The sequence below is a fragment of the Salinibacterium sp. ZJ70 genome (genome assembly GCF_011751865.2).
In the GTDB taxonomy this organism is placed as follows: domain Bacteria; phylum Actinomycetota; class Actinomycetes; order Actinomycetales; family Microbacteriaceae; genus Homoserinibacter.
In genome coordinates, this window is record NZ_CP061770.1 from 1533539 (window position 1) to 1547475 (window position 13937).

The 13937-nt window shown below is 69.1% G+C and carries 15 protein-coding genes and 3 tRNA genes; 2 read left to right on the forward strand and 16 right to left on the reverse strand.

Translation table 11 applies throughout. From position 1 onward, the window contains the following. Positions 1–88 precede the first annotated feature (88 nt). From ruvB to pdxS, 7 genes are all read right to left on the reverse strand, one after another. Positions 89–1126: a Holliday junction branch migration DNA helicase RuvB gene (gene ruvB / locus HCR12_RS07245; RefSeq protein WP_166864589.1), complete on the reverse strand. Its 1038-nt coding sequence runs from the start codon at positions 1124–1126 to the stop codon at positions 89–91. Continuing rightward, complete coding sequence (gene ruvA, locus HCR12_RS07250) at positions 1123–1722, reverse strand: Holliday junction branch migration protein RuvA (protein WP_166864592.1); 600 nt, start codon at positions 1720–1722, stop codon at positions 1123–1125. Before ruvA ends, ruvB begins: the two co-directional genes overlap by 4 nt. A gap of 3 nt (positions 1723–1725) precedes the next feature. Further along, positions 1726–2304 (reverse strand): crossover junction endodeoxyribonuclease RuvC, encoded by a 579-nt coding sequence (gene ruvC / locus HCR12_RS07255; protein ID WP_166867230.1) that lies wholly within the window; start codon positions 2302–2304, stop codon positions 1726–1728. 4 nt (positions 2305–2308) lie between these two features. Continuing rightward, positions 2309–3070 (reverse strand): YebC/PmpR family DNA-binding transcriptional regulator, encoded by a 762-nt coding sequence (locus HCR12_RS07260; protein ID WP_166864596.1) that lies wholly within the window; start codon positions 3068–3070, stop codon positions 2309–2311. Positions 3071–3139: 69 nt separating this feature from the next. Continuing rightward, a complete protein-coding gene (locus HCR12_RS07265; protein WP_166864600.1) occupies positions 3140–3742 on the reverse strand; it encodes a hypothetical protein in 603 nt (200 codons plus the stop codon). Positions 3743–3795: 53 nt separating this feature from the next. Beyond that, on the reverse strand, positions 3796–4404 hold the full coding sequence (gene pdxT / locus HCR12_RS07270; RefSeq protein WP_166864603.1) for a pyridoxal 5'-phosphate synthase glutaminase subunit PdxT: 609 nt from the start codon (positions 4402–4404) through the stop codon (positions 3796–3798). Beyond that, positions 4394–5287, reverse strand: a complete 894-nt coding sequence (gene pdxS / locus HCR12_RS07275) for a pyridoxal 5'-phosphate synthase lyase subunit PdxS (RefSeq protein ID WP_166864607.1) — start codon at positions 5285–5287, stop codon at positions 4394–4396. The genes pdxT and pdxS overlap by 11 nt, the downstream gene beginning before the upstream one ends. A 136-nt stretch (positions 5288–5423) precedes the next feature. Here pdxS and pdxY point away from each other — a divergent pair, with 136 nt between their 5' ends. Further along, complete coding sequence (gene pdxY / locus HCR12_RS07280; protein ID WP_166864610.1) at positions 5424–6275, forward strand: pyridoxal kinase PdxY; 852 nt, start codon at positions 5424–5426, stop codon at positions 6273–6275. A 58-nt stretch (positions 6276–6333) separates the two neighbouring features. Here pdxY and HCR12_RS07285 read toward each other — a convergent pair whose 3' ends face one another. The 5 genes from HCR12_RS07285 to HCR12_RS07305 form a co-directional block, all read right to left on the reverse strand. After that, positions 6334–6900 carry an HIT family protein gene (locus HCR12_RS07285; RefSeq protein ID WP_166864614.1) on the reverse strand — a complete coding sequence of 189 codons (567 nt, stop codon included), beginning with the start codon at positions 6898–6900 and terminating at the stop codon, positions 6334–6336. A 2-nt stretch (positions 6901–6902) separates the two neighbouring features. Next, on the reverse strand, positions 6903–8852 hold the full coding sequence (gene thrS / locus HCR12_RS07290; protein WP_224763309.1) for a threonine--tRNA ligase: 1950 nt from the start codon (positions 8850–8852) through the stop codon (positions 6903–6905). Positions 8853–8862: 10 nt separating this feature from the next. Continuing rightward, positions 8863–9129: a glycine zipper domain-containing protein gene (locus HCR12_RS07295; RefSeq protein WP_166863933.1), complete on the reverse strand. Its 267-nt coding sequence runs from the start codon at positions 9127–9129 to the stop codon at positions 8863–8865. A gap of 53 nt (positions 9130–9182) precedes the next feature. Beyond that, entirely contained in the window at positions 9183–9869 is a 687-nt protein-coding gene (locus HCR12_RS07300) for a DUF805 domain-containing protein (RefSeq protein WP_191412386.1), read from the reverse strand. Positions 9870–9935: 66 nt separating this feature from the next. Further along, the gene (locus HCR12_RS07305) at positions 9936–11486 is read right to left on the reverse strand and encodes a glycerophosphoryl diester phosphodiesterase membrane domain-containing protein (RefSeq protein WP_166864620.1); all 1551 of its coding nucleotides are present in this window, start codon (positions 11484–11486) and stop codon (positions 9936–9938) included. Positions 11487–11611: 125 nt separating this feature from the next. Here HCR12_RS07305 and HCR12_RS07310 point away from each other — a divergent pair, with 125 nt between their 5' ends. After that, positions 11612–12466 (forward strand): oxygenase MpaB family protein, encoded by an 855-nt coding sequence (locus HCR12_RS07310; RefSeq protein ID WP_224763311.1) that lies wholly within the window; start codon positions 11612–11614, stop codon positions 12464–12466. Positions 12467–12482: 16 nt separating this feature from the next. Here the strand turns inward: HCR12_RS07310 and HCR12_RS07315 are convergent, their stop codons facing one another. The 4 genes from HCR12_RS07315 to HCR12_RS07330 form a co-directional block, all read right to left on the reverse strand. Next, entirely contained in the window at positions 12483–13418 is a 936-nt protein-coding gene (locus tag HCR12_RS07315; RefSeq protein ID WP_370589300.1) for a diacylglycerol/lipid kinase family protein, read from the reverse strand. A gap of 150 nt (positions 13419–13568) precedes the next feature. After that, a tRNA-Val gene (locus tag HCR12_RS07320) sits at positions 13569–13640 on the reverse strand. Between the two features lie 35 nt (positions 13641–13675). Next, positions 13676–13746, reverse strand: a tRNA-Cys gene (locus tag HCR12_RS07325). A gap of 35 nt (positions 13747–13781) precedes the next feature. Beyond that, positions 13782–13853, reverse strand: a tRNA-Gly gene (locus tag HCR12_RS07330). Positions 13854–13937 lie beyond the last annotated feature (84 nt).

Genomic DNA, 13937 nt, shown 5'->3' on the forward strand with positions numbered 1-13937 from the left:
CAACGGATCCATGCGGTGAAGCGGGCCTTCCGGGAGTGGGTGAGGGACCCATCGGCACAACGTCGTCAGGCCGGGCGGTCCTCAAGCACTATACGACATCGTCGAACAGTGTCCCGGCGATCGCAGGGGCGTTCGCAGGAGGCTGAATTCTGAAGTGCGACCACGCCTGCGCGGTGGCGACCCGCCCACGGGGTGTCCGGCTGATCATGCCGATGCGCACGAGGAACGGCTCGACGACGGATTCGATCGTCTCGGGCTCCTCGCCGACCGACACGGCGAGGGTCGACAGACCCACGGGCCCCCCGCCGAAGCGGGTGAGGATCGCGTCGAGAACGGCGCGGTCGAGGCGGTCGAGGCCGATCGGGTCGACGTCGTAGAGCTCGAGGGCAGCGGTGACCGATTCGAGGTCGGCAGGACGCTCGTGCACGAGCGCGTAGTCGCGCACGCGTCGCAGCAGACGGTTGGCGATACGGGGCGTGCCTCGGCTGCGCATCGCGATCTCCGCTCGCGCGTCGGAGGCGAGATCGAGTCCGAGCAGACGCGCGGCGCGCGCGAGCACCTGGTCGAGCTCGTCGTCGGCGTAGAACTCGAGGTGCGCCGTGAAGCCGAAGCGATCGCGCAGCGGGTTGGGAAGCAGCCCGGAGCGAGTCGTCGCACCCACGAGCGTGAACGGCGCGAGGTCGAGCGGGATGCTCGTGGCGCCCGCGCCCTTGCCGACCATGATGTCGATGCGGAAGTCCTCCATCGCGAGGTAGAGCATCTCCTCGGCGGATCGGGCCATCCGGTGGATCTCATCGATGAAGAGCACCTCCCCCGGCGTGAGGCTCGACAGCAGCGCGGCGAGGTCGCCCGCGTGCTGGATCGCAGGACCGCTCGACATGCGCAGGGGGCGCGCGCTCTCATACGCGACGATCATCGCGAGGGTCGTCTTGCCGAGCCCGGGAGGGCCCGCGAGCAGGATGTGGTCGGGGGTGCGCGACTGCATCTCGGCTGCGCGCAGCAGGAGCTCGAGCTGGCCGCGTGCCTTCGTCTGGCCGACGAACTCGCCGAGCGACTTCGGGCGCAGGGCGCCTTCGAAGGCGAGCTCGGCCTCGGATTCGGGTGCGGCACCCGTGATCTCGCTCATCGGCGTCCTCCCGGTCCGAGGCGGGCGAGCGCGAGACGCAGCAGAGCCTGCGCGTCGAGGTCGCCGCCGCCTGCGCCCGCGCGGATGTCGTCGAGCGTCGTGGTGGCCGTGCGCTCGGGCCAGCCGAGGCCCACGAGCGCGGCCACGACGTCGGCGTCAGCGGAGCTGACGACGGGAGCGGATGCGGTCGCCGCGGGCGCCACGATCTTGCCGGCGAGCGACACCACGAGCAGCTTCGCCGTCTTCGGCCCGATGCCGGAGACCTTGCGGAAGGGCGCGTCGTCCTCCGCGGTGACGGCCCGTGCGATCTCGTCGGGTGAGAGCTGTGCGAGCACCCCGAGAGCCGATTTCGGGCCGACACCGGAGACACCACGCAGGATGTCGAAGATCTCGAGCTCGTCGCGACTCGCGAATCCGAAGAGGCTCATGTCGTCTTCCCGGACGATGAGCGCGGTGTGCAGTGCGGCCTCGGAGCCTGTCCGCATCGAGAGCGCGAGAGCCGGTGTGACGGCGATCCGCAGACCGATGCCGCCCACCTCGACCACGACGTGTCCGACACCGGCGTGCAGCACGATGCCGCGAACACTCGAAATCATGTTCTAAAGTCTACGGGTCGCCGCCGACTTCTCGGCGGCACGCCACGCCCGCTGAGCAGGTGTCAGCCCTCCGGCAGCGCCCGCGTCGGGTGCCGTCGCTCCCCCACGCCAGCCGTGGCAGATCGCGAGAGCGAGAGCATCCGCCGCATCCGCGGGCTTCGGCACCTCGGAGAGCCCCAGCACACGTGCGACCATCGCGCCCACCTGAGCCTTGTCGGCCGCGCCGTAGCCCGTGATCGCGGCCTTCACCTCGCTCGGCGTATGCAGTGCGACCGGCAACCCCGCCTCCGCGGCCTTGAGCAGGGCGATGCCGCTCGCCTGCGCAGTCCCCATCACGGTGCGCAGGTTGTGCTGCGCGAACACTCGTTCCACCGCGACCGCCTGAGGGGCGAACTCGGCGATCACCGCCGCGATCCCCTCCGCGATCCCGAGCAGTCGCGCGGCGGGGTCGGCATCCGCGGGAGTGCGGATCACACCCACGTGCACGAGCGACACGCGACGGTCGGGCAGAACGTCGACGACGCCCACACCGCACCGCGTGAGGCCCGGGTCGACCCCGAGAACCCGCAGCGCGCCGGCGATGTCGTCAGTCCTCGGCGTCGAGCTCGGCCTGCACGTCGGCCGGGATCTCGAAGTTGGCGAAGACGTTCTGCACGTCGTCGCTGTCTTCAAGCGCGTCGATGAGCTTCATGACCTTGCGCGCGCCATCGATGTCGACCTCGACGCGCAGGTTCGGCACGAACTCGGCCTCAGCCGAGTCGTAGTCGATGCCCGCATCCTGGAGTGCCGTGCGCGCCGCGACGAGGTCGCTCGGCTCGGTGATGACCTCGAAGCCGCCGCCCTGGTCGATGACGTCCTCGACGCCGGCCTCCATGACCGCCTCGAGGATCCCGTCCTCGGTGACCCCGTCGATCTTCGTGATCGAGATGACGCCCTTGCGGCTGAAGTTGTAGGCGACCGAACCCGGGTCGGCGAGGGTGCCGCCGTTGCGGTTGAGGGCCGTGCGCACCTCGGCAGCGGCACGGTTCTTGTTGTCGGTCAGACACTCGACCATGAAGGCGACGCCGTTCGGGCCGTACGCCTCATACATGATGTTGGTGTAATCGATGGACTCACCCGAGACGCCCGCGCCGCGCTTGATCGCGCGGTCGATGTTGTCGTTGGGGACGGAGGTCTTCTTCGCCTTCTGCACGGCATCGAAGAGGGTCGGGTTGCCGGCCATGTCGGCGCCGCCGATCTTCGCCGCAACCTCGATGTTCTTGATGAGCTTCGCGAAGGACTTCGCACGACGCGCGTCGATGACGGCCTTCTTGTGCTTGGTCGTGGCCCACTTGGAATGCCCGCTCACGGTGATCCTCTCGAAGAAAACTGGGGGCCAGTTTATCCGGGCGCACGGTACGTGCGCCGCACGAACCTGTCAGATGACCCGCACGCCCGCATCACGCGCCGCGAGTGCGGCGAGTCCGCGCACGGTCGCCGCATCGCCATCTCGCCAATCGCGCGCCGCGTGAGGCGACACCGCCGAGAGCTCGGCGGCCGTCGATGACTGCAGGGCGCGCAGGGCGAGAAGCTCCTGCCCATCGGCGAGGCGCAGGATGGCGCGCGCCTCGGCATTGCGGCGCGCGAACCGCAGCCGCACCCACAGCCACACGAGCAGCAGAACCGCGATCGGCAGCATCGCGACGCCGACCCCCGCGAGCACGGCGGTCAGCTCGATGAACGACCGCACGTTCGTTCCCGCCTCGGCGAGGGTGCCTCCCGCGCCGCTCGCCGCATCGAAGGGTCCGCGGATCCCGTCGCCGATGAGCGGCACCGCCCCCAGACGGTCGCCCAGGTCGATCATCGTCAGCTCGAACCCGGTGCCCGCCTGGTGCAGCCCGTCGCCCACCGACGCGAGCGCGTTGATGAGCGAGTGCACGACCGCACCCGCGGCGATCGACAGCACCAGCAGCACCACGGCCACCGCATCCGCGGCGACCTGCCGAACGCGTCGGGGGGCGAAGTCCGAGTAGAAGCTCATGCACACATCGTGGCCGCTCGCGCCGGGAAGTGCGAGGCGCCGCGCGCGGAGGATCAGCCTCGCGCGCGGACCTTCGCCAGGAAGCGCTCGTGGAAGCGCCGCTCCCCCGACACCTCCGGATGGAACGACGTGCCGAGCAGCGCCCCCTGCTCGACGGCGACGATGCGCCCATCGTCGAGGGAGGCGAGCACGGTGGCTGCGGGCCCCACCGCCTCCACGACAGGCGCACGGATGAACACCGCGTGCACCGGCTGCTCCCCCAGCTCGGGGATGCGCAGATCCGTCTCGAACGAGTCGTTCTGGTTGCCGAACGCGTTGCGGCGCACGGAGACGTCGAGGCCTCCGAAGCTCTCCTGCCCGCCGATCGCGTCGAGAACACGATCCGCGAGCATGATGAGTCCCGCGCACGTTCCGTACACCGGCATGCCATCGGCGATGCGCGCGCGGATCGGCTCCGTCATGCCGAACATGCGGCTGAGCTTGTCGATGACGCTCGACTCGCCCCCGGGGATCACGAGGCCATCGACCGCGGCGAGCTCAGCGGGGCGGCGCACGGGCACCGCATCCGCGCCGAGCTCGCCGAGGACCGCGAGATGCTCACGGACGTCCCCCTGAAGCGCGAGGACGCCGACGCGCAGACCGTCGCCTGGCTTACCAGCCACGTTCGGCGAGGCGGTGCGGCGCGGGGAGGTCGGAGACGTTGATGCCGACCATCGCCTCACCGAGTCCGCGGGACGCCTCCGCGACGACCTGAGGGTCGTCGAAGAACGTCGTGGCCTTGACGATCGCGGCGGCGCGCTTGGCCGGCTCGCCCGACTTGAAGATGCCGGAGCCGACGAACACGCCGTCCGCGCCGAGCTGCATCATGAGTGCGGCATCGGCGGGCGTCGCGACGCCACCGGCGGTGAACAGCACGACCGGCAGCTCGCCCGTCTCCGCGATCTCCGCGACGAGCTCGTAGGGGGCCTGCAGCTCCTTCGCGGCGACGTACAGCTCGTCCTTGGTCTTCGAACGCAGTGCGTTGATCTCGCCGCGGATGGTGCGGATGTGCTTCGTCGCCTCCGAGACATCGCCCGTACCCGCTTCGCCCTTCGAGCGGATCATGGCGGCGCCCTCGGTGATGCGACGCAGAGCCTCGCCCAGGTTGGTGGCGCCGCACACGAACGGCGTCGTGAAGCCCCACTTGTCGATGTGGTTCACATAGTCGGCGGGCGAAAGCACCTCGGATTCGTCGATGTAGTCGACGCCGAGAGCCTGCAGCACCTGCGCCTCGACGAAGTGCCCGATGCGGGCCTTCGCCATGACGGGGATCGAGACGGTGGAGATGATCTGGTCGATGAGGTCGGGGTCGCTCATGCGCGCGACGCCGCCCTGTGCGCGGATGTCCGCGGGGACGCGCTCGAGCGCCATGACGGCGACCGCGCCTGCGTCTTCCGCGATGCGCGCCTGCTCAGCCGTGACGACGTCCATGATGACGCCGCCCTTGAGCATCTCGGCGAGGCCGCGCTTCACACGAGTGGATCCTGTTGTGGGGGTTTCAGACATGCCCAGACAGTAGGCACCACACGGAACCGCCCGCGAGTGCCACAGCGGGTGCTGTGGCACTCTCCACGCCACTCGGTTCGCCGTGGACTGGCGCGCATGTCGAACAGGAACACCTCCGGGTGGCAAGATCGTGCGGGTGAAGGTGCTCTCCATCCAGTCAGCGGTCGCGTACGGCCATGTGGGCAATTCCGCCGCAGTGTTCCCCCTGCAGCGCATCGGCGTCGAGGTCTACCCCGTCTACACGGTGAACTTCTCGAACCACACCGGCTACGGCGCCTGGCGCGGTCCGCTCATCGCCCCGGATGATGTGCGCGACGTGATCACGGGCATCGAGGAGCGCGGCGCGTTCGCCGACATCGATGTGATCCTCTCGGGCTATCAGGGCGGCGAGGGCATCGGCGACGTCATCATCGATGCCGTGGCGCGCGTCAAGGCCGCCAACCCGAGCGCCATCTACGCGTGCGATCCCGTGATGGGCAACGCGAAGTCCGGATGCTTCGTGGCGCCCGCGATTCCCGAGCTTCTGCGGCAGAAGGTCGTGCCGGCGGCCGACCTCATCACACCCAACCAGTTCGAGCTCGGGTTCCTCACCGGCACCGAGCCGGGCGACATCGAATCGACGCTCGCATCGGTGGACGCCGCGCGCGCCATGGGCCCCTCGACCATCCTCGTCACGAGCGTCGAGCGCCCCGACCGCGAAGACGGCACCATCGAGATGCTCGCCGCGGATGAGAACGGCGCCTGGATCGTGCAGACGCCGTACCTGCCGTTCAAGGCCAACGGCTCCGGCGACGTCACCGCCGCGCTCTTCACCGCGCACTACCGTCGCACCGGCTCCGCCGCGGAGGCCCTCGCGCGCACCACATCGAGCGTCTTCGACCTGCTGAAGAACACCCTCGAGTCGGGCCAGCGCGAGCTGCAGCTCATCGAATCGCAGGAGTCCTACGCGCATCCGAGCATGCAGTTCGAGGTGCGTCAGCTGCGCTGAGCGCCTTCCGGATGCACGAAGCCCCCGCCAGCGGCGGGGGCTTCGTCGTCTCGCGGGATCAGGCTCCAGCGCGCCACTCGTCAGCGAGCTGCTTCCGCGTCTCGCCGAGCAGGAACGGCAGCGCCTTGGTCTGCGCGACGATCGGGAAGAAGTTCGCATCCCCCGCCCATCTCGGCACCACGTGCTGGTGCAGGTGCGCGGCGATCCCCGCTCCCGCCACGGCGCCCTGGTTCATGCCGATGTTGAAGCCGTCGCAGTGGGCCGTCTGCCGGATGAGGCGCATCGCTGTCTGCGTGACGGCACCCATCTCGGCCACCTCCTCCGGCGTCGCCTCGTCGTAGGTGGCGATGTGGCGGTAGGGGCACACCAGCAGGTGGCCGCTGTTGTACGGGAACAGGTTCAGCAGCGCGAAGACCTTCTCACCGCGGTGCACGATGAGGGCGTCCTCATCCGAGCGCGTCGGAGCGTCGCAGAAGACGCAGTCGACGTCGCCCGATCCCCCACCCCGCTCGATGTACGCGACACGGTGCGGGGTCCAGAGCCGCGCGAAGCCGTCCGGGACGCCCGCATACGCGGCACCGGGCACCGCATCCGGGTACTCCGTGCCGTCGTAGTCGCGGACCATGGTCAGACCTGCGCGTGCGTGTCGATCGCCTCGCGGATGCGGCGGATCGCCTCATCGACGGGGATGCCGTTGTCCTGGCGGCCGTCGCGGAAGCGGAAGCTCACCGTGCCCGCGTCGCGGTCCTGGGCACCCGCGATCAGCTGGAAGGGCACCTTCTGGGTCGTCCAGTTGCGGATCTTCTTCTGCATGCGGTCGTCGCTCGCGTCGAGCTCGGCGCGCACGCCGTCGGCCTTCAGCTGGTCGATGATGCCGCCGAGGTAGTCAGCGAACTCGTTCGCGACGGGAACGCCCACCACCTGCACGGGCGCGAGCCACGCCGGGAAGGCACCCGCGTAGTGCTCGAGCAGGATCGCGAAGAACCGCTCGATCGAGCCGAGAAGGGCACGGTGGATCATGATGGGCTGGTGCTTCTGCCCATCGGATCCGGTGTACTCGAGCTCGAAGCGCTCGGGCTGGTTGAAGTCGAGCTGCACGGTCGAGAGCTGCCAGGTGCGGCCGATCGCGTCCCGTGCCTGCACCGAGATCTTCGGGCCGTAGAAGGCCGCGCCGCCCGGGTCGGGAACGAGCTCGAGACCTGAGGCCTCGGCGACCTCGCGCAGGGTCTCGGTCGCGACCTCCCACTGCTCGTCGGATCCGACGAACTTCTCCGGATCCTTCGTCGACAGTTCGAGGTAGAAGTCGTCGAGTCCGTAGCCGCGCAGCGTCTCGAGCACGAACTCGAGCTGGCGGGTGAGCTCATCCTTGACCTGCTCCTGCGTGACGTACACGTGGGCGTCGTCCTGGGTGAGGCCGCGCACGCGGGTGAGACCCGAGAGCGTGCCGCTCTTCTCGTAGCGGTACACGGTGCCGAACTCGGCGAGGCGAAGCGGCAGCTCGCGGTACGAGCGCCCGCGGGCGCGGAAGATCAGGTTGTGGAACGGGCAGTTCATGGGCTTCAGGTAGTAGTCCTGGCCCTGCTTGGTGACGTTGCCGTCGGCGTCGGTCTCCTCATCGAGGTGCATCGCCGGGAACATGCCGTCCTTGTACCACTGCAGGTGGCCGCTCGTCTCGAACAGCTGACCCTTGGTGATGTGCGGCGAGTTGACGAGCTCGTAGCCGTGCGCGAGCAGCTGCCGGCGCAGGTACTCCTCCATCTCGTAGCGGATGATCCCGCCCTTGGGGTGGAAGACGGCGAGCCCCGAGCCGATCTCGTCGGGGAAGCTGAAGAGGTCCAGCTCGACGCCGAGCTTGCGGTGGTCGCGCTTGGCGGCCTCCTCGAGGCGCTGGGTGTAGGCGCGCAGCTCGTCCTTGGTGGGCCATGCCGTGCCGTAGATGCGCTGCAGCTGCTTGTTCTTCTCGCTGCCGCGCCAGTACGCGGCGGCGTTGCGCATCAGCTTGTGGTGTCCGAGGGCGCCGGTGTTGGGCACGTGCGGACCACGGCAGAGGTCCTTCCACGCCACGTTGCCTTCGCGGTCGATGTTGTCGTAGATGGTGAGCTCGCCCGCGCCGACCTCGACGGACTCGCCGTCCTTGCCATCGGCTGCCGCGCCCTTGAGGCCGATGAGCTCGAGCTTGTAGGGCTCGTTCGCGAGCTCCGCGCGCGCCTCATCGTCGGTCACGACTCGACGCTGGAAGCGCTGGCCGGAGCGGATGATGCGGTCCATCTCCTTCTCGATCGCCGTGAGGTCCTCCGGGGTGAACGGGGTCTCGACGTCGAAGTCGTAGTAGAAGCCGTCGGTGACGGGCGGGCCGATGCCGAGCTTGGCCTCCGGATTGATGCGCTGCACCGCCTGGGCGAGCACGTGCGCCGTGGAGTGACGCAGGATGTTCAGGCCGTCAGGCGACGTCACCTCGACGGGCTCGACGACGTCCGTCTCGGTGACGGTCGTGGCCTTGTCCTTCAGCTCGCCGTTGACGCGGATCGCGACGACGGAGCGGTCGGGGAACAGGTCGAAGCCGGTCTGGGCGCTCATTCTGCCGAGTTTACCGGCGTGGAGGGTCGTTCTCGTCCGCAGGGGGCTCATCCGCGGTCGCAGCTCGCCTGCCGAAGGCCGCACCCAGCGCGAGTCCCACCGCGATGCCGACGCCGACGCCGACCGCGATGTTGTCGATCGCCGCGCCGAACCCCGCACCGATGGCGATCCCGAATACGAGGAAGACGGCGAGCGTCGACCCGCTCGATCCCGACCCTTCGGCGCCCGCGGGGGTCTCGTCTCGGGGCGGCTCGACGGGCGGATTCTGCTGCGACATGCGCCCAGGCTATGGGGTGCGGAGGCGGTGGGCCTCCCCCGCGAGACGGAGGATCAGGACGTCGGGCGGTCGTAGATGGCGCCGGACGGCCGCGACTCGGCGACGCAGAACACGATGAGCAGGATGGAGCCCACGAAGGGGATGAAGCCCAGCAGGAAGTAGGTGCCCGGGTAGCCCGCGTCGTGGAGGCGCCTGATCGTCACGGCGATCAGGGGGATGATCATCGCGATGTATGCAGCGAGGAACAGAAGACTCAGCAGCGTGATGATCACTCCGGGAGCTGCGTAGGAGTCGCCGCCGAGGAAGGCGATACCCACGCCGCCGAGGATGGCGAACAGGAAGTACGCGCCGAACCAGACGATGATGACGCCGAGAGAGGCGAACCAGTACTCCGAACGCGACGCGCGGCCCGTGAAGTCGGAGTACTTGCGCCAGAAGCGCGTCCATGCCTGCGCGAAGGTGGCACCGTACAGGGGCGCCCACAGGGGGACCTGGCCCGTCACGGGGTCGATGACGGGCGTGGGCCCGACGGGCACGCCATAGGCGCCACCCGCGTAGACGCCGGGCGCCATGTACGCAGCAGGCGCGACGGGTGCGACATATGCCGGCGCCGAGGCCGCGACCTCCGCGGGCGATTTGCGGTAGTCGGTCCATCCCATGCCGTCCCACCAGCGCTGTCCGCCCGGGACCTCCGCATCGGGGTACCAACCGGGAGGGATGACGGCATCGGTTCCTGACATGGCACTCACCCTAGCCGCGCGCGCTCACGCGCTGCGATGGGGAGCACTTCCCGCGGCGCCGCCGGATCAGAAGATCACGACGAACCGGAACACGATGTCGACGAGGGCGGCCGCGAGTCCCGACTCCTCGGCGATCGCGTCGCGCTCGCGCGCCGCGGCGACCGGGTCGGCGGCGAGGATGACATCCGTGCCGTCGCGCACGAGCGCGTGCACCGCGTCGACGGGGGTCTCGGCCACGATGACGCCGAGGCCCGCATCGTGCGCCGACGCGACCAGCTCGGACGTCGCGGACGCATGCGTGATGAGGACCGCGTCGGCTGCGGTGCGCGGGATGCTGAGGGCTGGGTGTGCGAGCACGATCGCCGTCATCGCCTCGGGATGCTCGCGAGAGAGCTCGCGGATGACGCGCTCGTCGGGGCTCGCCACGATGAGGCGACGAGGGTCGTCCCCCGACTCGATCGCCTCACGCAGCAGCGCAACGGCGTGCTCTGAGGGCTGATCCGCGGACGCGATGCGGACGGTGACGTCGGCGCCTTCCGGTGCGGCAGCGGCGATCGAGTCCTCGGCTGTCGCGCTCGCATCCGCTTCGACGCCGATCAACGTGTCGGGCTGCGACGCGAGCACCCGCATCGCGGGCACGTTGACGGCGGTCGCCCCGCCGATCATCGCGGCGATGATGATCGCGGGAGTGAGCAGCGTGCGCCACACCGCCATGGGTGGAGTGGCCGGCGCCGTAGGCGTGACACGCGGATGAGGCCGCCCGCGCGCCAGCAGCTCGAGGAGGCCGGATGCGAGCAGAAGCACCGCGAACCCTCCGACGGCGACGGCTGCGACCTCTGCGAGGCCGAGACCCGCGGCTGCCACCCAGATGGATGCCTCAGGTGCGATGAGGTCGGCGACCGCGGTGGGCACGACCGCGACGATCGCGAGAAGGATGGCGACCACACCGCCGAGGAGCAGTCCGCTGAGGCACGCGACCGTGAGCAAGGCGTCGGGTCGGCCGCGAGTGAGGCGCCAGCTGAGCGCCATGGCGCGGGCGGCCGACACCTCCTCGACGACGAAGAGCGGGAGCGTCAGCGCCAGCCGGGTGCTCACGACGCCGAGCACGATGAGCGCGGCACCGTAGCCGATGACTCCGGGAATCGTCGAGGTGATCTCGGCGGTCACGTATCCCGGCACGGCTACCGCCTTGGTGAGCACCGAGACGAACCCGAGGCCAGTGAGGGGAAGCAGCAGAAGCAGGTAGGCGGCCAGCAGCAGCCCGGAGGGGCTGCCGGTGCGGCGCATGACGCGCACGAGTTCGCCCACTGCGTCACGGCTGAGAAGTCGTTCCCCGGCGCGAACCCGCCGGACGGCGACGAGCAGAACGAGAAGCTGGGTCGCGACGAGCACGAAGGTGACGGCGCACGTCGCGATGAGCAGGGCCGCCGTGAGCGGAAGGCCGACGTTGCCGGCACCGCCGTCGAGTCCGATTCCCCCGGCGGAGCGCACGGCCTCTCCGAAGAGCCAGCGGATGCCGGGCGCAGCCCACACGGCGACTGCGAGCTGCGTCACCAGAAGCACCGCGGCGAGGGGCCAGGCGCCGCGGCGGACGACTCGGACTGCATGTGCGGTCACGTCCCCGAGGTCGTGCCAGAACCCTGATGCCGGGGATGCGGGCGACGCGGTTCGGTTTTTGGACACCGTCCATTATATCCGTATGCTGATGCGTCACCTATACGTCTGCGAAGCAAGGAGCCACTGTGCCCGAGAAGTCCCATCCGATCAACGCCCCCCGTGAAGACGACGGACATTTCGGCCCCGACAGCGTCTCCTGGAAGGTGTTCGCCGACCCGTCGGCACGTCTCGGCGGCATGGCCGGTCTGCTCCTCCAGGCTCTCAACCCGCACATGATGCGCCTCTTCATCAACGCCACCGTCGCTCACAGCGATCCCGCAGGGCGCGACGAGCGCACCGGTCGCTACCTCGACACGATCACCTTCGGCGACCGCGCCCACGCCGATGCCGCCGCAACCTCCGTGCGACGCATGCACGATCGCGCCGTGTGGGAGGACCCGCGCACCGGACAGGTTCTCCGGGCCACCGAACCGGCGTGGATCGACTGGACGCACAACTCGCTCATCTACGGCCTCCTTCAGGCTGCCGACGCCTTCGGCCTCGACCTCACCGAGGAGGAGCAGGACCGCTTCATCGTCGAGCAGCACATCGCCGCCGAGCTCATGGGCTCCGAAGCCGCCCGCCTCCCCGCCTCGCGTGCCGAACTCGACGCCTACGTCGACGAGCAGAAGGACTGGGTGTCGCTCTCACTCCCGGCCGCCGAGGTCACCCGCACACTCCGCGCCCCGATCCTGCGCGGCAACCCCATCAAGGTGTACACCTCCGTCGTCATCCAGGACGGCGTGCTCTCCATCCTCCCCGACTGGGCGCGCCTGCTCTACGGCATCGAGGGCCGCCCGATGAACCTGCGAGCAGCGGCACGCACGACGAAGCGGATGATCGGGGTCGCCCGACGCTCTTCGGCCTACTCCGACGTCATCACCAGCATCACGACGCGCATCGACGACCACCCGTACCGCAAGGTTCGCACCGCGAAGTGACCGCGGCCGGTGCGGGTCACAGCACCCGCACCGCCCCCGGCTGGATGGTGACGCTCACGCGGTCGACCTCGCCGAGCTCATCCCCGTCGATCTCGAACACCCGCGGTTCGCTCAGCCGGATCTCGATGGCGGTCGCGCGCGTGTGCCACACGCTCTCGGTGCTCTCTGCCTCCGTCACCCCGAACAGCTGCCGCTTGACGCCGTTCTCCCACACAACCGAGCGCATCGTGTCCAGCCAGCCGAGCACACCCTCGGCGCGCAGCATCGCCACGTCGAGTTCGCCATCCGAGGGGTCGGCATCCGGCAGGAGCGTGATTCCGCCCTGGACGGCGCCGCAGCTTCCGATGAGCACCGTGTGCGCACGTTCGTGCCGCATCGGCTCTCCATCGATCGAGACCTCGAGGTCGAGCGAGGCACTCGCGTCCACCGCACGCCCGAGCGACTCCACATAGGCGAGCCAGCCGGCCTTCGCCTTCAGCTCATCGTCCGTCTCGGTGATCATGTGCGCGTCGATGCCGAAGCCAGCCATCACGACGAACGCGTGCCTGCTCGATGTGACGCCCGCGCCGATCTCCGCCCACGCGACGTCGATGAGCCGCCCCTCTCCCCCGAGCACGCGCTCGAACGCCGCCCGAGGGTCGTTGAGCGGCACGTCCAGATTGCGCGCCAGCAGGTTGCCCGTGCCGAGCGGCACGATTCCGAACGGGGGCGGGTCATCGAGCTCCGCGAGCGCCTCACTGACCGCCCGAACTGTGCCATCGCCCCCGGCCGCCACGACGACATCCGCGCCCACGGCGACAGCTTCTCGCGTGACGCCCTGACCCGCGTCCTCGACGGTCGTCTCCCACCAGCTCACGATGGGAAGGGCCACCCCATCGGGCAGCGAGGCATTGAGCGCGTCTTCCAACTCCTCGCGACTCGTCGACTTCGACGGGTTCCACACCACAGCCATCCGCATAGCGTCCACTGGCGCTCCTCTCGTTGCCTCACGGTACGAGAAGGCGACGCGCCCCGGTAGACCTCTCAGGGGGCTCGGAGCTTCGGGCGTGACCCAGCGGATCCGGATACGAGAAAACCCCCGCCGAGGCGAGGGTTCTGTGTGTGGGCGATACTGGGATCGAACCAGTGACCTCTTCCGTGTCAGGGAAGCGCGCTACCGCTGCGCCAATCGCCCGTCCTGATCGATGAGGCTGACCAGTGCGGTGAGTGAGGTGGCGACGGGATTCGAACCCGTGTGCACGGCTTTGCAGGCCGCTGCCTCGCCTCTCGGCCACGCCACCAGGTGTGCGGTCCGGGGACCGTGAGACTCCACTCGAGCGGATGACGAGATTCGAACTCGCGACCCTCACCTTGGCAAGGTGATGCGCTACCACTGCGCCACATCCGCATTTCGCAGGTCTTGCGACCCGCTGGTGTCTTCCGTTTCCGGCTGACATGAATGACTGTAGCCGAAGTTTTTGCCATGTCAAAA